At 41.5% G+C, this 18,738-nt stretch carries 14 protein-coding genes; all 14 read right to left on the bottom strand.

Annotated elements, in window-relative coordinates:
• Nucleotides 1-117: ATP-binding cassette domain-containing protein (locus tag F6K13_RS34845; protein ID WP_353735628.1), on the bottom strand; the 117-nt coding region annotated here is incomplete at its 3' end.
• The gene (locus F6K13_RS01990; RefSeq protein ID WP_287286732.1) at nucleotides 99-383 is read right to left on the bottom strand and encodes a hypothetical protein; all 285 of its coding nucleotides are present in this window, start codon (nucleotides 381-383) and stop codon (nucleotides 99-101) included. The genes F6K13_RS01990 and F6K13_RS34845, both read right to left, overlap by 19 nt.
• A 10-nt stretch (nucleotides 384-393) precedes the next feature.
• On the bottom strand, nucleotides 394-5,547 hold the full coding sequence (locus F6K13_RS01985) for a DUF4157 domain-containing protein (RefSeq protein ID WP_287286730.1): 5,154 nt from the start codon (nucleotides 5,545-5,547) through the stop codon (nucleotides 394-396).
• 14 nt (nucleotides 5,548-5,561) lie between these two features.
• Nucleotides 5,562-5,789, bottom strand: coding sequence for a hypothetical protein (locus F6K13_RS01980; RefSeq protein ID WP_124145270.1), 228 nt, complete (start codon nucleotides 5,787-5,789; stop codon nucleotides 5,562-5,564).
• Between the two features lie 194 nt (nucleotides 5,790-5,983).
• Entirely contained in the window at nucleotides 5,984-7,810 is a 1,827-nt protein-coding gene (locus F6K13_RS01975) for a hypothetical protein (protein WP_124145271.1), read from the bottom strand.
• A gap of 176 nt (nucleotides 7,811-7,986) precedes the next feature.
• A complete protein-coding gene (locus tag F6K13_RS01970; RefSeq protein ID WP_124145272.1) occupies nucleotides 7,987-8,676 on the bottom strand; it encodes a phage tail protein in 690 nt (229 codons plus the stop codon).
• A 230-nt stretch (nucleotides 8,677-8,906) separates the two neighbouring features.
• Nucleotides 8,907-10,250, bottom strand: a complete 1,344-nt coding sequence (locus F6K13_RS01965; RefSeq protein ID WP_192901267.1) for a hypothetical protein — start codon at nucleotides 10,248-10,250, stop codon at nucleotides 8,907-8,909.
• 16 nt (nucleotides 10,251-10,266) lie between these two features.
• The gene (locus tag F6K13_RS01960; protein WP_287286729.1) at nucleotides 10,267-13,704 is read right to left on the bottom strand and encodes a putative baseplate assembly protein; all 3,438 of its coding nucleotides are present in this window, start codon (nucleotides 13,702-13,704) and stop codon (nucleotides 10,267-10,269) included.
• Complete coding sequence (locus F6K13_RS01955; RefSeq protein ID WP_124154258.1) at nucleotides 13,704-14,105, bottom strand: GPW/gp25 family protein; 402 nt, start codon at nucleotides 14,103-14,105, stop codon at nucleotides 13,704-13,706. The genes F6K13_RS01960 and F6K13_RS01955 overlap by 1 nt, the downstream gene beginning before the upstream one ends.
• A gap of 13 nt (nucleotides 14,106-14,118) precedes the next feature.
• Nucleotides 14,119-14,517, bottom strand: a complete 399-nt coding sequence (locus F6K13_RS01950) for a PAAR domain-containing protein (RefSeq protein WP_124154259.1) — start codon at nucleotides 14,515-14,517, stop codon at nucleotides 14,119-14,121.
• Between the two features lie 126 nt (nucleotides 14,518-14,643).
• Nucleotides 14,644-15,291 (bottom strand): phage baseplate assembly protein V, encoded by a 648-nt coding sequence (locus F6K13_RS01945; protein ID WP_124154260.1) that lies wholly within the window; start codon nucleotides 15,289-15,291, stop codon nucleotides 14,644-14,646.
• Nucleotides 15,288-16,361, bottom strand: a complete 1,074-nt coding sequence (locus F6K13_RS01940) for a phage late control D family protein (protein WP_124154261.1) — start codon at nucleotides 16,359-16,361, stop codon at nucleotides 15,288-15,290. The genes F6K13_RS01945 and F6K13_RS01940 overlap by 4 nt, the downstream gene beginning before the upstream one ends.
• Nucleotides 16,362-16,721: 360 nt before the next feature.
• Complete coding sequence (locus F6K13_RS01935; protein ID WP_124154262.1) at nucleotides 16,722-17,429, bottom strand: LysM peptidoglycan-binding domain-containing protein; 708 nt, start codon at nucleotides 17,427-17,429, stop codon at nucleotides 16,722-16,724.
• On the bottom strand, nucleotides 17,423-18,738 hold a 1,316-nt coding region (locus F6K13_RS01930), incomplete at its 5' end, for a hypothetical protein (protein WP_287286727.1). The genes F6K13_RS01930 and F6K13_RS01935, both read right to left, overlap by 7 nt.

Raw genomic sequence — 18,738 nt, 5'->3', positions numbered from 1 at the left:
GTCGAGGCCGCTCGAGACATCGTCGACGACGTAGAGCTGCGTTTCGCGGACCAACATCCGGGCCATGCACACCCGCTGGACCTGCCCGCCCGACAGCCTCAGCCCCCTGACTCCCAACTTTTGATTACATCCTCCAAATTTAAAAAATTTATTCTACCTCCAATCAGGCCAAAATCATCACTGCTCCAATCAATTCTTAAGCCATTATAATTTCGATACAGAGCTATTAAATTTTCATCTAATCTTAATTCATCAGAGGCTTTAGATAAAACTGATGAAATAGTAGCATTGCCATAACTAGAGTTTAAACTACTAATAATCTCTGGATTCTCATCTCTAGCATCTTCAATACCGAATTCTATACCGTATATGTAATCTTCCATATTGCAAAAACTACCTCAACACTACATTATTTGCTGCTTGAAGTTGATTAACAATCCCCTTCAGTTTTCTCTTTCTAGCATCTGAGATATCTGATGCTTCAATTTTTTCCACTATTTGATTATATTTGTGCAGATTTTGCACACTTATTGCCAAATCTTGAATACTTCTTATATCTGTGTTGCTGACACCTGTATTCTCAGCTATTTTATCTATATTATCGACAGTAAGTATAACTTTCTCTTTCTTTTTCTTACCTTCTCCAACCTCGTAGTTTCCAAGATTAGTATCTACTGGATTAATGACAGACTTCTGTGACACTATTGGTTGCTTATCCTTATAGGTTCCACTTTCCTGCTTTTCTAAAAGCCATGCACTTAAAGTGAGACTTTGAGGAACATAGCTTTCAGCAGCTCTTATAGATTTTAAATCTTGCCATTTTGAGTCATCAATACCTTTACTTTTCAATTCTTCATCTGTGGGAACAGAGACTGAACGGCCATAAACAGCTTTGACAGTGTACTTAACAATTGCGCCCGACTGAACAGCCGCTTTAACAGTATTCTCAGCTTCTCTCAAGTGTGCTTTATTTCCAGCCTTAGATAAGGGAGTTAAATTGTTCCATTTCCCTGGTCCATGAATATGGTGATTCAGCAGATGACCTCTTATATAATAGCTCCTGCCTCCATCTCTCCGTTTTAGCAATCTATCGAAGATAGTATGTTTTTCTGAAGTAGGTACTGATCCTGATTTACCTTTCTTAGTTAAGACTTCTGCTGTCATAACATCGCCTAGTTCAGCACCTTCTTTAGTGAAGGAACTAAATTTCAACTTAGACTCGGGTAATTCTGTATCACTGAGGCCAAACAACAACTTAGCATGACCACTTAATTGAACAACTAATGTTTCTAAATCTTGAGCTTTCTTTTCTTCATTCTTTTTGGTTTCTGCATCATTAGCACCTTTTACTGAATCTCTCTTCCTATTGTCTATCTGTTTAGCTATTGCTATAGCTTGAGTTTTTGCTGCCTTTGCTTCTTCACTTGTCACTTCAACACTTTTTATAAAGTTTTCAAAATGTTGAACATCGCTGGCAACCATTAGCATTGATGTTGAGCCTTTACCTTTGAAGAATAATCTGTGCTCATTCCCGGATTTATCCTTAAATTTCTTGTCAATTTTCCACCATTGAAATAGTTTTTCCTTTACTTTCTTGGCAACTGCTTTCCCTTTCTTAAGCAACTTCTTCGCAAATTTGACCATCCTGTCAATCAACTTATCAACAATCTTATTGACAGGTTTCGCAACTTTACCGATAATATTTTTCACCGTCTTACCAATACCACCTAAACCAGCAAGGGATGCCAGCAAACTAATCACAACAGGCAAGCTCCGACTCAAGGCATCTTCAACGGCTTGTTTTGCCTGGGAAAGATTACCAGAGGCAATGGCTGTAATGGAGTTGTAAACCGACATAACAAAATCTTTAATTTGCTGGAAACGTTCTACCAGGAACATGACAAAATCAAATATCAGTTTCAGCAACTTGGCGATCGCTCCCGCAGGAGTCAACAAACCCAACAACCAGGCAATACCTTCTTTCACCACCGTCTTAATCACAAAATCCTGAATCCCAGATATCACAGTTTCTTTGAGATTGGAGAAACTCTGCTTGACCTCTTCCCATAAAGCTACTGGCCCTTCATTGACCAGTTTCTGAACAATTTCTATTCCCTTTTCTACTCCATCAATTACCTGGGCAGCGGGCGGGAATTTCTTGATCACCTTGGCCTTGATATTTTCATAGGTTAATCCCAAAATCTGCATCACCAGAGATAGAATTCCTTTGGCATCAAAAGTTTCCGGTAGGGACAGATTCACTTCTGACAGTGCCCCTGTGAGCCAGCCAATTAATCCTTTAATCAGATGTTGTTGAATATTCTTGGCAAAATTACTAACCCCGCCCCCGATCGCCTCCATTACATTATTGAAGAATGTCTTAGGATCTTTCAGGATGGCCATGACTTGACCAGCGGCACGATCGATAAAGTCAAAGATGGGTTTGGAGTCGATGCCAGCAATATCGCAGGCAGCCTGAACTGCAACTCGTAGGGCTTCGGCAAAGTCACCAGTAATTACTGCACCAGCAATTTGTACTGCTGCCTTCAATGCTGTTTGGAAGACTTGCAGCACCTTATCGAGAGCCGCCGCTAAACCATCAGCAACAGCTTCCACTCCAGCAATAGCTGCATCTGCCACCACATTTACTCCCTCGATCGCCGTATCGACTACGCTATCAATGCCGTCATTAATCCGCTTGGCCAGATTTGGAAAACGGTCTTTGAGGTACTTATTAACCTGATTTTTAGCCCAATCTCGGAATTTATTCAGCTTATCAATCACCCAGTTACGAGCCTTGTTGATCAGGGCGACCGCTGCATTCTTAGCTTTCTCGATAATGGTTTTGACCGCATCACGCAGGGCTGTAAAGATAGTATCAATTGCACTCGTAATCGCCTTAACCGCACTTTTAACCGCACTGACAGCTCGGTCCCACCAACTATCCTTTTCCTGAGACTTTTCTAGTTCCTTCTTCTTATCCGCTGCTTTTTTCTCACTCGCTTCTTTCTCTTTTTCTGCCTTCTCCTCACCTTTTTCCAGTTCCTTATCAGCTTCTCCTTCTGACTTCTCCACCTGATCGCCAATTTCCTTGCGGTTGGCAATCTGTTCCTGATCGGCTTCAGTTATAAATTCATTGACCTGATCGTAGGAATCCTCAATGCCTTCTTGCTGCTGCCTAGCAACTTCCTGGCGATTAGCTACGACAATATCTCGTTGATCCTTGTCGGCTTTCTGATTAACGGCGACAGCGTCTAACTTAGCCTGATTAATTTTCGCCGCCTTATCCCTATCCCGCGTTTTGACGGCATCCTGAGTCTGGGTTTTTGCCTCTGCCAGGTTAGCATCTAGGGTAGGTTTCAACAACTTATCTGCATGGTTACGGACATCCGGTGGCAAAGGCGCATTGACATAATCCATTGCCCCAGTATCAGCAGGTGTTTCAATAGAGACAAAAGCTTCTGAACTCAGTTGAGCTGTTTTCTCTTCATTCACCTCCTTCGGTTGAATATTCTGTTGTCCTGGGTGCTGCTTAAAGGTATTTGCCGTCATGTCCCGCTGGGCTTTGAGCTGAGATTCCGCATCACTCTGCTGATTAGCCATACGTTGGGGATCTGCTTCGCCCTTAAGTTCCACATTTTCGCGCTCTCCAGCATTGGTGTTTACTCCTGCATCAGTAGAGATACTGGTGAGAAAACCCTTGATATTGTTGCGAAACCAGCCTAGGAAAGAATTGTCATCTTGTCGATCTACCAGTTTTTCCTTTTCTTTATTGTTAGGGAGTGTCCCTAAATTTTCTGGAGGACTGGCTTTCAATTCACCCGGATCTGTCTGAGTTACTCCATCACTGATTTCTGCCCCCCCTGCCGAAATCTGTTCAGGAGCTTTCACCCCTTCCTCCACTGTGCCGCTTGTCTTAGCAACTAAGGTAGGAGCATTTTCAACCTCAGCTTGCTGCTCCTGTTTCAGGTTGCTGTCAAGCTGAGTACCGAGGTTGGGTTGGGTTGCTGCGATTTCGGATGGACTGGACTCCATAAACTTGCTCAGTGCCTGGTCGGATGCTCCTTCGAGAGAAAGAGAGCTAACCTCTGCAACCTCTTCCTCTCCAATGGCAGAAGGTTTTTCTAACTCAAGTGCAACGTCTGATTCCGATTCCTCTGCCGTTGATTTGAGAGATGGTTCGGTGTCCTCAACTTTTGTTTCTACACTCTCTTGAGAAGCAACATCATTTTTACCCCCATCTGTTTTGGGTTCAGGCTCAGTTTTAGTGTCTAGAGACTTATTACCACCTGCCTCCTCAGAACTTAGGGGTGGCAAGGAAGGTTCTAGCGCAGTTGGTGCTTGCTCAGGGTCAGATGGCTCTGCAACAAAGGCAGAAGGCGACTTAGGTTGTTGCTGGAGAGTGTGGACTAATTCATGGGCAAACAACCGCTTTCCTACGGTGGACTCAGGGGCGTAGCGACCGCTGCCAAAGAAGATATCCTGACCGACGGTAAATGCTTGGGCGTTGAGATCGCGGGCGGCACTGGCCGCTCGGTCGTCTGTATGCACCCGCACGTTGCTGAAGTCATAGCCAAAGCGCGGTTCCATAAAGGCACGGGTTGAGTCTGACAGGGGTTGACCACTCCCTCTAGCGGACTGGATGCGAGCTTCTAGATTGGCAGATACGTTAGGGGTTTGACCAGGGGCAGCTTTGGTTTGAACCTTTTCCTCCTCTTCGTCAGTTTGTCGTTGGAGCATTTGGACTTTTTCGTTTTCTTCCTCTTCTTCCATTTGACGTTGAACTAAAGGAGTAATGGGCTTGGCCTGAACCTCCTCTTCCTCTTCCATTTGACGTTGAACTAAAGGAGTAATGGGCTTGGCCTGAACCTCCTCTTCTTCTTCCATTTGACGTTGAACCAGGGGAGTAATGGGCTTGGCTTGAACCTCCTCCTCTTCTTCCATTTGACGTTGAACCAAGGGAGTAATGGGTTTAGTTTGAACCTCCTCCTCTTCTTCCATTTGACGTTGAGCCAAGGGAGTAATGGCCTTGGTTTGAACCTCCTCCTCTTCTTCCATTTGACGTTGAGCCAAGGGAGTAATGGCCTTGGTTTGAACTTCCTCCTCTTCTTCCATTTGACGTTGAACCAAGGGAGTAATGGGTTTAGTTTGAACCTCCTCCTCTTCTTCCATTTGACGTTGAGCCAAGGGAGTAATGGCCTTGGTTTGAACTTCCTCCTCTTCTTCCATTTGACGTTGAACCAAGGGAGTAATGGGTTTAGTTTGAACCTCCTCCTCTTCCGTTTGACGCTGCACTTGTGGTGCTGGGGTACGCATTACAGTAGCTGCGACCTGATCAGCTTCTTGTTCATAAGTGTCCCCAGGCTGGCCAACTGTCATTTTTGTTTGAATCAGACGATTAACTGCCTGATTGCCCAGTTGTTGTTGGAGTTGCAGAATAGGGTGAACTGGGCTATTAATCGACAACGGTGGTTGAGTAGCCACTGAAGCCTTTCTCTGATTGTTTGCTTCTGTTGTTTTGATTTGAGTTGTTCGTTGATTACCCATAAGGTTCACCTTAATCAATTAGTTAGGGGACTTGTGGCATCTTCCTCAAGATTTTGAGCGTCGTTTTCTTCTGGTGTTTGAGATTCAGCTAGCAATTCTTCTAATATCTGTATTGCACCACTTATCCGAAATAAAGTCTCTCTGAGGTTGGTCTGTTTGGTCTCCAAATCAGACAGCGTTTTTTTTCCAGATTCAAATTCAGCTTTTAGACTAGCAATGCGTTTTTCTATTTTATCTTTCATATAGCAATCAGGAATGATTTATGAGACAACTTGAGGCTATAACTGAGTTAGGCAGGCAATCGGATCTCACAACTGTCCGGATAATTAGTGATCAAAAAACTTGCTCCTCCTGTTCCCCTCCACGGTCGGGGGAGGGGCGAGGGGTGGGTTTACTCCCTCGTTATTTAAACTATTCAACCGGACATGATATTAAGCTACTGTATGACATCTCTTATAGTATCGCCAACTATGACATCTCTTATAGTATCGCCAACTATGACATCTCTGATAATACCATCGCCACGAGTCGATGAACCTGCTCTAAAAGTAATTCCATCTAAAGAAACCCAAGCGCTACTTCCACTAATTCTTTGTACTCTTCCATTAGAAAAAATATCAACCCTACCAATAGTATTATTATAAGTTGCAACACTATGAAGTTCTCGAGCAGCAGGTCTATATCCTACTGGCAATGTAAAAATTGTGTTGGCTGTGCCATTTCTGACTAGACCTTTAAGGTGAACTATACCTAGGCTATCTTTAAAGTAGCCAGCACTGTTGTAACCACTACCGTAATTAACCCAGCCATTTTGGAGTGTTGGAGTTTGCCAGCTTTCTTGCTGTAAAGTAGTTTCACCTCCGGTAACAACTAATTTAGCACTTGGGTTCTTTGTACCGATACCAACATTGCCAGATCCTCTAATAACAAGTGCAGTTTCTTCAATTCCATCGTTACCTGTATTAACAAAAGCAATACCTCCATCAGGGTTACGGCCATTACCATCAGTTTTTTCGATCACTAAAGCATCTAGAGGACTTTCAAAGAAATCGGCATCGTACCTGAGTCGGAAACCATCACCTGTAGGCGGACCAGATTCATTGGTACTATGGAAGAGCAAAGTTCCAGTCTTTGCTAATTTTAAAGCACCTGCCACCTCTAATATGGCGCTAGGATTTAATGTACCGATACCAACATTGCCATTCTGAACAGTTAGCACGTCAGCCGTATTGCTACCAAGCATTAGTCGGTGGGTTCCGCCTTGAGCACAAATACGAACATCGCCAGCACCATTTCCACTTGTAGCAACTCCAATCTTTAAGCGATGGGTATTGTTGCCAATTTTCAAGTCGCCTTCTGTAGTTGTTAAATTCCAATTTCCTCCACTTACAGTCAGCGGACCTGTAACGTTTAAAGCATCATCTATTTGTAATATTCCAGAGGAGTGGGTGGAACGCAACACCCCATTAATGCTAACTTCATCGTTATCATCATTACCCAAGGAAACATTACCTTCAATATGTTCTGTATCACGAGCAATCACATCTCCAGTTATTTCAAGATTGCCCGAAACAGTTAAGTTTCCACCAATGCTAACATTGTTAGTAACATTCAGGGGAGTATTCACATTTCCAGTTACTGCAAAATCTCCAGAAACTGTCAGGTTGCCACCAATGTCAACATTACCACCAACACTCAAAGCATCTTGAATATTCAAAGGTCCTGAGAATTCTGCTCCCGGTGGAATATGAACACTAGCTAACCTGCGGACGGAATTATCAATAGTATCAACATCAACATTACCACTATCATCCAATTGAACCTCAGCTAGGAGAACCACTGCACCATCATCAGCAGGCTGTGTACTGCTTGTTTCAAGTTGAGGACGCTCAGTAGTACGAGTATATTTGATTTCACTCCCCAATGTGTAGCTGTCTGCCTCATCCTCGAAGTCTTGAACAGCAAGTGTAATATAAACTGTACTTCCTGCTGCAAATTCAGATAAGCTTACCGTTTTTATATCAGCAGGTTGCTCTTCTAGAACAACAATTTCCTTACCTTCGCTATCAATAGCCATCCCATTATTAACTGAGACTTGTTTATCTCCAGATTTATTAATTTCTAGTCCTGTTACCACACCCCAAGTATGCAGGGAGCGATTATGCAGATGGCGCATTCGGCGATGGTAAGCTTGTTCGTCCCGAAAATCGTTTTCTACTAAAAATTGGGATGTAAAATAGTTCAAACGTTTAATTTCAGTCATAATTTTTATCTCCAATAAAAAATCAGTTGCTAGTGCAGGATGGCGGAAATAACTAACCAGTTAAAAAAGGTTCAAAAGCTTGTACAATAACCTTTCTTCCCTTCTGCCTTCTGCTATCCTAGATAACTAAAGCTATCCTAGATAACTAAAGCTATCCTGCCTTCTGCCTTTTTGCACTAGGTCTCAGAAACAATTCCCAGTAGTGTATTAATCCCTACGGTTGAATATTTACCAATTCGCATACTGGGAAACTCAATATTAAGTTTGTAATAGGTATGAGCAGGCTTTTCTAATTCAATAATGGCACGAGCTATTGCCTCTTGTCTTGCTTGTTCTTTGGGAGAAGCTCGTGGTAGAGCTATGGTAATCTCGAAGAAGTGAGCTGGGCCACCACCAACGTAGGTATTTTGACCAACAGTTGAAGATACGCCTACCTGAAATGCTGAAACAACAGGTTCTTTAATAATGGGTTCGCCTTTAGTAAAAATTTTCAGCAGTTGTATCAGGTTTTCTTTAGTTCCTCGAAAGCGATAGCGTTGCACGATGCTGGCTACAAAGTCACGCTGTACCCCTGGTGCTAGATCTGCCCGTAGGCTTAAAGCTGTCCAACTAGCTAGCCACGACAAAAACTCTTTGGGTGTCTCTTGGGGATCGAAAAGTGTGGCAATATCCGCAATAGTTGTTTCTAAACCTTGAGGTTGAAACTTGATATCTTGGCTCAGAGGCGGAAATTTAATATCATCCTTAATACCCAATAATACCTTTTCAAATGCTAGCAAGAATTGACCGAGAAAAGGCTCGGTGTGATGGATGAGGGGCAGATAATCTAGAAGTTTACTTGGCGATCGCCTGGCTTTAGATGACATTAGCTGTCTCCTTATTTTTCAAGATGGGAATGAATTTTATACCAAATTCAAAAAAGGTAGTTACATCTTAGTTGATGATTTCTTCCTACAAGAAAAAAATATAAATTCCATAAATTCTAACAATTTAACCTTTTTTTCTCTTTTTTTATTCTGTTTTTCTTTCCCTATTCCCTATTCCCTATTCCCTATTCCCTGTGCCATGACTGTAGCAATATTTTATGAAATTGGTATTACTCTGATTTTATCGGTGATTCTGTGATTAAATCAATCTCTGCTTCAACCAGTTCATGGGACTTAATTTGTATCCCAATGAGTTCTTCGTTAACATTGCGGATGAGACGTTCAGGTTCACCACTTACCAATTCATCAATTAACTGAACTTCATCAAGTTCCTGTTGTGTTTCTACCTCCTGAGTTTTTTTGACATAATCGACTCCAGATACGCCATCAAGTAGTTCATAAATTTCTGAGATATAAACATTACGACCAAAAGGCCATCCTTTTCCTTCGGTTCCTCCTCTTAACGGATCGAAAAAATCTTCTAGAGTTTTGAAGGCTTTTGATTGAACCTCTGCTTCTGCTACATCCTGGTTCAGAAACACAGTTAACTGAACGCGAATTTTGACATAGCGTGCTTCAACAACATGAACAGCAGTAGTCAATAAACGCCTGGGTTCAAGATAGTCTTTGACAACCTGTTTCAAGTTATGTTGAATCTGAATTCGTAATACTTGTGCAACTTGACTAGGGTTGGTCTCAGTTGAAACTCTTAACCAATATCGTGTTGTACCATTTATATCAATTTGTTCCCAGTTATCAGGAACATTAAACTGAATTAAACCATTTTCATTCCAATTGGATGTTTGGTCTGTTAGAGAGTGAAGTTCAAAGGTCATCTCTACCCATTCCGAGCCATTAAAATACTCAATTTTGAGTTGGTAATTTGTGCCTGGTGTTCCAAACCGGAACTCAACAGAGCGAAATGTTGTTGTTAATCCCAAATAGAGAAAATGCTCGGGAGCGCTATTGAGTTCTAAGGGTGTTTCATTATTGACTTGTGTTGTTAGGATGTAGTCTGTATAAGTTCCATCAAAGAAGAAAATCTGAGGAGCGATCGCTATACCAGGAACAATAATCATGCTAATATGTCCGGGACTTTCTCCATACTGATTCAGGGGGTCTAATTCCAAATTGCGCTTTGGTACGCAATGAGTTCGAGCTATTCTAGAATCTGCTTCTTTTGCTAATTCTTCAAAATCCTGGCAGGTGACGGCACGATACCGCTGGCGTACTCCTAAAACTGCCAATCCTACTTCTTCTTGTAAATCTCTAGTCTGCTCCCAACTAGGTCCGTTGAGCAATTTCAAAAACATCCGCATATTATCATCTGTAACTCGATTTTGCCGATAAAGCAGCATTTCTGTTAAATAGGCAAACAGCTCAATTAGAGTAATCCCTGGATCGGAAGGATTATGATTAGTCCATTCTGGTGCATAGGTGGGAATCATACTCAGCGCTTCTTGCACTAAATCATCATAAGTCCGGTCATCAAGATTAGATAATTCTATTGGCATAACAATTAATTCCTCCTCAAGATTCAACAAATGTTAAACTAATCTCATGGTTGCCGGAATAAACTAAAAAGCGACCTGTCTGTTTAGCACCTGTTAGTTCTTCCATTTCATCCACCTCCAAATTACGAATATGATCGACTCCAGCTATCCCCTCCAGAAGTCGGTAAAAATCAGATTTGTAGGGTTCGCGACCAAAATCCCAACCCATCCCCTCAAAACCACCAGTTAGAGGATGCAGAAAACTAGCTAATTTTTGTTCCACTGCTTGTGCTACCTGGCCGCCTCCTTCTAAAGAAATTAAAGCAATTTCTACAGTAATACTGACACGGACATAGAGAGGACCTACCACCGAGATATTAACTGTTGGTGAAGCATGAGTTTCCAGGTAGTCTTGGACACGGTTAATTAACTCTAAACTGGGCAAGGGTTTAGCTTCAGTTGAGCGGGGTACAATAATAACGCTGACTGCTCCCAATAATTCTCTGGTATCTAGGGGGTTGACTTTTAAATTTGTAAGTGGTATGCACTTGGCTCTAATAACTTCTGGTGAAGCCAGTTTGGCCAAGTCTTCGTAATCTTCTAGGGTGACAGCACGCTGACGATGACGAATTTCCCTCGGTGCGCGTTCGATGAGGGAGTTGAGGGTTTCTGCCTCTGCACCTCCTGCTGCTGCTTGATGGTTAATTACTTTGTCCACATAGGGGACTGTGGTTTTGAGTTGGACAATCGACCCAACGGCTTTGTTTCCGGCTTTTCCACCGCCTGTTTGATAGCGATTCATACGGATATTGCCTCTACCAGGGGGAGGAATTAATCCATTACGCCCATCGCCGAAAGTAATTTTTCCGGTAAGGTTGTCAAGTACATAATGGCGATCGCGTGCTTCTGACTGATAAAAATCTTTGACTTGATGCCAACGTACCCAGATTTCTTTAGGTCTTCCGGTTGCGTCAGTGATAGAAGTAATAGCATCTTCTCCTTCTTCAAAAACAATTTTTTGCTGTTCTTGAATAGAAGGTATTTCTCGTTCCCGAACTTCGAGTTGTTGACCTGCTAAAATTGGTTGCTTAGTTGTTTGAAACTTTTGATTTTCATTCCCATCACTAGAGCCAAGAATTTCTTTTTGAATAGTCAATGTTTGGACTGCCATTGTGGTGTTAAGTAAGACTCGTTTTAGTCTAGGTTCAACTTCGTATTCACCACTTAACCATTGAACTCTCAGCCAATAACGGGGAGATAAATTAAAGTCTTTTCTTAATGCAAAATCTGATGGTGGGAGAAATTCAATTAAACCCGGACGGGTAAAATTTTCTGTTTCATCTCTTACTATCAGGTTTCCCCATTTTTTGCCATTCCAGTATTGCCAAGATAGTTTTAGTTGCTCATTTTTCGGCAATTCTTGACCTACAAAAGTCTCAAATCTTGCATTATAAATAATTGATGAATTATTAACTTGCCTAACTTCTAAAAAACCGCGATCGCTACTATCTAATTCAGCTTCATCTGGAATTTCTACGCTTACTTCTACCTCCTGTACCGAATCAGCTTCTACTTCTAATGAATCCTCCACATTAGTATCCCAATTCATTCCCAAAATAGTCAATTCAAATTGCACTGATTCAGAGGTATTATTAGTTAGCCAAAACTTATGAGTAACTGTTGAATTAGCTGCTCCAATTATTCGACTTTTAGTAGGGGAAAGTGGCACTAATTTTTCTCCATATTTCACATCAGCCATACTGTTAAATAAGCTAATAGTACGATTGGGAAAATCTGTTCGGCCAGGGGGTAAAGTAAAGCCAAAATAGCAAGCTGGTTTATCAGTTTCTGTTTTCTGAAAAGGAATTAAAGGTTTGGGAAAAACTTGATTCTGGTTATCAATACGTTGAATTAGGTTATCTGAATAAACTGTGTCATTATAGGTCAAAATAATTTCTGGTTTTTCTTGTTTTGTTAATGTATAGTTAACCGTAATTGAGTCAATCAAAGGTGGAGCAAAAGTTGCCTCAATAAATCGATATCCTTGTGATTCTCGTGCTAGTGATGACTCTCGAATAGATTCTCGTGCTAGTGATGGCTCTGTCGCAGATGTGGCAATGTTCTGGTAGCGAACTTCTCTACCATAGTTACCAGAAATAATTCTCACACGAATCCAAAAATCTTTGATTCCGTTAACAGTTGTTGGATAAGGTTTTTCAAATAAGTTAAACTTTACATGACCTTTTTGAGTAAAAGCCCGGGTGGTATCTTCAAATCCAGCTTCTTCTTCAGCAGTTGTTAATTCTTTCCACTGTTTACCATTCCAAAATTCCCATTTTAGTTTGAGATTTTTAGAGGCTTTTGTGGGTTTAACAAATTCTTCTTCATTATCTTCTGATGCTGGATTAGTTAAATTTATCTGAATAGTAATGTCAGCATTTTGTTGAGAAAAAGCTTGATTATTTGCTAAATAAAAGGTATCTCCAAACTTTGGTTTTTCACCAAAAGGAAAGAAATCTTTAGTTACATCTACTGGTAATTGATTGGTAAATGCAGTTTCAATTAATAAGTCAATAGAACTAATTCTGGCCTCAAGTTTAATATCCTCAATTTCTGGCAGTTCACTAGCAGATACCATATCAGTTGCAGATTCATCGGCAAGACTAATAGGAGTTAATAAACGGCAACGTAGCCAACGATTAGTAACTGAATTAACTGTAGTTAAGGGAACAGCATTAATATTGGTAAATTCAATTTCGCGATTTTCTCCACTTTGAGTGAAACCTTGAGTCCCATCATTCCTCGGTGTAATTTCCTCCCAATTAGCTTCATCTTCAGTTTCCTGCAAAATTTGCCATTTTATCTCCCCTCCTTCACCAAGAGCTTTTGATAAATTAATCTTGAACTTGAGACTTTCAATTTTAGGAAATCCCAAAAGTTTGCTATGTCCAATATATAAAATGTGTTCAATAGCTTGATTTCCCCGAAAAATAGGAACGCCCAGTAATTCAGGAGTAGTAAGAATTGAACTGGACTCAGTATACAGGTCTTGTTGTGGATCGCGCACAAAAATAGACTCTAATTTTGCTGCACTTACCACTAATTCCCGTTCCGTTTCAAAAATTACGGGGTCTTTTTCGCCTTCTGCTGGGGGTGCAGCAACTTGCGTCCTTTTTGGTACTACTGCATCAACCGTCGTTCCAGCAGCTAATAAAAATGTCAGAGGTACTCGTGCTGGTTGGGGTGGTAAGCGAGAAGCTCCTAATAAATCCAAAAATGCTAAGAAATTTTTATCTGGAACTTGATTTAGCCTTTCAATAATAATCTCGGAAAAACGAGCAAATATATTAACTAATGCTGCCCTAGTTCCTTGAATTGGTTTATTTTCTCCTGTATATTGTTCCAGAAGTTCCTGCACCTGAGCAGCAATATCCTCTGCGGTGCGTCCATCTATTTTGGGCGCTAGTTTCCCCATTAACTTCCACCTCCTTCTAGATAAAACGGATAAACTAAGTTAAAAACGTTATTAGTTGCCCGTACTTGATAATCTATAGTAACCAGCATCTTCTCCCTCTCTTGATTTGATGGAGATTGGACTCGCACATCTAAGACATCAATACGAGGTTCAAATAACAGCAACGCTTCCTGAACAGCTTGGGATACTTTGCCAGCAGTGGACGGTGAGTTAGGCTCAAAAACTAAGTCGTAAATGCTACAACCAAAGTCAGGGCGCATAACTCGCTCACCTTTGGCAGTACCAAGGATAATTAAGATTGACTGGCGTACACTCTCCTCATATTTAGCAAGTTGGAAATCTCCCTCAGTATCTAAACTGACTGGAAATCCTACACCTACACCTAAAAATGGTTTAGACATTATTCCCTTCCTTTCATCCAATAAAAACTGTACTGACTGCTACCACTTGACCCACTGGTGCATCTACCGGATCGTTACAAGTTTCAGCAATATCTCCATTCCTGGCTGCTGATTTACCGTTGATCTTTACAGTTTGGCTACCAATTTTGACCGTGCCTTTATTCGCCGGGGGATTTTGAAAGCTAGTGCCCGGAGGTGTCGGAATATGAGATGGAGTATTGTCAGCAGTGCTATCTACAGTTGCTGCTGGCATTCCCATAATATTGACATCACTGCTGAGGTTGTCGTTGATCATACCAGAAAAAGGATGAGGTAAGGGTGTCGGTACTGGTGGTCCTGCCGACGGTACCATGACAATGTGAGTATCAACTGCAATAATTTGGTCGCCTTGTTTTGCTGCTGGTTGTCCCATAGACATCTCCAAAAATAAAAATTAAAATCAATTATCCTACATAAATTCTCAATTATTCCCCTCCTGGGAGGGGTTAGGGGTGGGTTCCCTACTCCCTACTCCCTACTCCATATTTTCTAGAGATAACTAATTGAGATTAATAGTTTGACCTTTAAGATTCATGGTGCTGCTGGCTTCAAGATTCATTCCGGCGTCAGATTCAATTTTGGTGTCTGCTGTAGATTTAATTTCAATATTCTGTGCTTCTAGCTTAATATTGCCTTGTGTTGCTGATAAAGTTATGTCTCCATCGGAGCTAATAGCAATCGTATTGCTAGCAGTATCAAAAACAATGCTATTTTTTTCAGTTTTATCAACAATTTCAATAGTTTCTTTACCCTCCTCATCATTGAGACGGATTACATGACCGCTACGAGATTTGATGAGCCGGATGTTATTTTGGCCATCTTCATTAGTTGTCGGTGGAGGTTCTTGACCATTCCATAAAAACCCGATAATATAAGGAAAACGCACATCCCCATGTTCAAAAACTACTAAAACTTCGTCATCTACTTCTGGCAAAAAATAAATCCCTCTTTCATTTCCTGCCATTGGTGCAGCTATTCGCGCCCAGTCGCTTTCATCTTCATCACTCAACCAGGGAAATTTTACTTTGACTCTCCCTAGTCCTTCTGGGTCTTCATTATTGGTAACTACACCAACCACAACACCATAAATACGAGAGGCGATCGCTTCTCTTTCTTCATTATCCATCAATAGGTCAAATAACCTCATGTTCCGTTCCTCCGAACTGTAAAATGGGTACGATATCCAGATTGAGCTTGATAACGATTCACAGTAGCAGTAACATAATACTGACCGCTAAAGCGTTTCCCTACCCCGTCAATTTTGATTACTTTGCCTGGGCGTAAATCTGTACGTCCCCAACAAACTCCTTCACCAGTAATTAATCCTAGTGCGAGATTATTAAAGCGAGCTTTGGCAAATTGATCTGCTTCTGCTTGAGTTAACACTGGGCGATCGCTGACTGTAGCAACTGCTGTACCGAAAGCATCTTCAACAAGAGCAGCACCGCTATTTTGTCCCCCCATAGTTGAAACCTCATCCCCTACTCTTGCCTCTCCGACAATTTCTTGCTTTTCTTTAGGATTCCAACCTCGCACTGTTAACTCACTAACTTGACCCATAGAAGACAGATGGGGATAAAATTCCATCAAATCATCCTCAAAGCTAAGAGTTAAAATTTCGCTCTCAGCATTGCCTACAGGTCGGAAAAATAGAGTTTTATCTTCAACAACTACCTCATAGTTAATCCGCTTTGCTCTCTCTTGCAAAAACTCAATGTCTGTTTGCGACCCTTGTAAAATATAATCATGCACCACTTGGCTATCTTCAACTTGAGCCGTGAGTCCGGCATCCTGAGCAATCTGGGTAGCAATCTCACTATCTTTTTGCTGGACAAAGGTTTTGGTCTTGCGACCTCGCTGGAGACGATGACGACGGCTATACCCCCGCACAGTTAAACTAGGTAGGCGATCGATGGCAAATTCTGGTTCTATACCTGTAATTTCACCAATAATTAGGGTTTCTAAATCATTACCATAGCCAAGTTTAACTTCAACGACATTGCCAATGGCAAAAAGTTCTTCGTCATCAATCCAGATAGTTTCTTCTTCCTGGCTATCTGAACCTGTAAGTTCCAGTGTAAACATTCCAGGTAAGTTAACATCATGGTCAACGGTAAGGCGTTGGACGTGCAATTTTGCTTCAACAGGCAAAGGTGAGCTGTTGATAATAATCTCAAAATTAGGAACAAGAGGGCTTTCGCGATTAGCAACTGGCATAGATTATTTCCTTCATATAGAATCCGGTTATATAGAAGCCATTTGATATCTTTGCATGCGGTACGGTTTTTTTTCGCAAAGGAGTCATTTCAGTTATCAGTTATCAGTACCTCCTACTAAAGTACGAGGCTTGAAATACTGAATCAACTTTTTTTCATCCCCTTGTAGAGCGACAGCTCGTGGCGCAGCCAAGGGGAGGCTTGAGACCTTATTTCTTGGTTAGGAATCAACCCACCGCTAACCCCTCCTGGGAGGGGAAGTCCGGAGATTGATAAATAAAAGATATTTCCATCTCCCTATCTCCCTATCTTCCTATCCCCCCATCCCAACTATATAACAAGTATTCAACCGGATTTGATATCAACCCAGTTTTGGAATAGTTAAGGTGCGACCAATCTGCATTTCTAAGTTGCGTGGGTCGTCAAGCTGATTGGCTTCAGCAATAATCCGCCATAGTTTAGGATTTCTGTAAACTTGGGCTGCTATACTACTTAAAGTATCACCACGCTTGATAATACGGGTGGTCAGTTCAGGATCGGTGTGCCGTTTGTCTACTAACGGAGCTAGAAATTCTAAGAAACTAACGCTCAAATTTGCTCTCAGGGGTTTTCCATTGCCTTTAAAAAGCGTAAAATTTTGCGTCAAACTGGTAATTACGCCAATAAAGGGGAAATCAGAACCTACAGGAGCCTCACCCCAGGCCACTTCGCAAACTCGCGGATGAGCTTCGTCTCGCTCAATCCGAGTTAGAGCTACAATTTTATTAGTTTCTTGTCGCACATCCTCCCCATTAACTGCTTCAGTCACGTCGAAAAATAATTCCAAAGTGAGCTGACGACTGCCACCGCCTTTAAATTCCACAGTGGGCGCATTAACTTGTCTTTGAGTGTTTGTTCCTTGTCCACTGGAATTTTCCGGTGGTCCCCAGTTGACGGATTTAGTGATAGAATAAGCTTCTGGATTAAATTGCACTGAAATTGCCTTTTTCAGCAACCTGTTGTACTGTTCCCCCTGCTTTTCTAAAGGAGTAATTGTCAATTTTGCTAATTTTTGTTGTCCTATTACCATTTCCCAATCCCCCGACGTTCCCTTTCTACTGCAAGTTGACGACCCAGAATCCTACTTACTTGTTCAGCAACTTTGGCGACATCTACCGATGCCCCTGATGCTGTTTCTGGAGCAGACATTGGCGTTGTAGAATTTCCGTCCATTGCCAACTGAACTGTAGAATTATCTACTGTATTAGTTGTTTGACGAGCGAGGACACCATGAGTATTTATGGGAGTTATTGCTAGAGGTAGAGCAATTTTCTCACTATAAGGATTTTTGGTGGATAATCCCTCATTAGCTTGTAAAGCATCGGTGCTTTTGAGCCAAACCATGTTTAACTCAGAACTAGGGTTACTGGCGATCGATGGTTCTGGCGATCGTTGTAAAGGTAAGTTTGATTTTTGTCCCTGTAAGGATAAAGGCCGAGATTGAGAAAGGTCAGTCTTTGGTACGATTGAAGTTAGGTTAAAATCTTCTGGTTTAGTTTGAATAATCCCTTTAACTAGAGGTAGATTAGTTTTTGGCTGGGTCCCAGTTACTAAACTATTGGGATTAACAGAAGTATCCGCTTTCCTTTGAACCGTACTTGTCGATAATTTAGTAGCTCGGGTAAGAGGCAAATCCTGATTCTGTTTAAAGTTAGGTTCAACTTCAACCCTAGCTCCTAGATTGCTGGCATTAACTTCTGAAACAGTTGCTTTGCGACTAATCCGAAAATTATCAGTGGATAGCTCCTCATTTGCTTTAGTTTGAATAATCCCTTTAACCAGAGGTAGATTAGTTTTTGGCTGGGTTGCAGTTACTAAACTGTTGGGATTAACAGAAGTATCTGCTTTCCTTTGAACCGTACTTGCCGATAATTGGTTAGTAGCTTTGGGAAGAGGCAAATCCAGCTCCTGTTTAAAGTTAGGTTCAGCTTCAACCCTCGCTCCTAGATTACTGGCATTAACTTCTGAAACAGTTGCTTTGCGACTAATCCGAAAATTACCAGATGTCTCAGGGGAAGCAGGTAGGGAAGCTCTACTGGTTTGAAGTTGAGTTTCAGTTACTGTAGGATGAGAATTTGAATGAGTATCTACTTGCCGTTTTCCAGAATCAGTCTTTGGTACGATTGAAGTTAGGTTAAAATCTTCTGCTTTAGTTTGAATAATCCCTTTAACCAGAGGTAGATTAGTTTTTGGCTGGGTTGCAGTTACTAAACTATTGGGATTAACAGAAGTATCTGCTTTTGTTTGAACCGTACTTGTCGATAATTGGTTAGTAGCTTGGTTAAGAGGCAAATCCTGATTCTGTTTAAAGTTAGGTTCAGCTAAGGTTGAAGCTGAAA

The sequence above is a fragment of the Okeania sp. SIO2B9 genome (assembly GCF_010672505.1).
Classification (GTDB): Bacteria; Cyanobacteriota; Cyanobacteriia; order Cyanobacteriales; family Microcoleaceae; genus Okeania; species Okeania hirsuta.
This window is presented reverse-complemented; position numbering and strand designations above follow the sequence as displayed.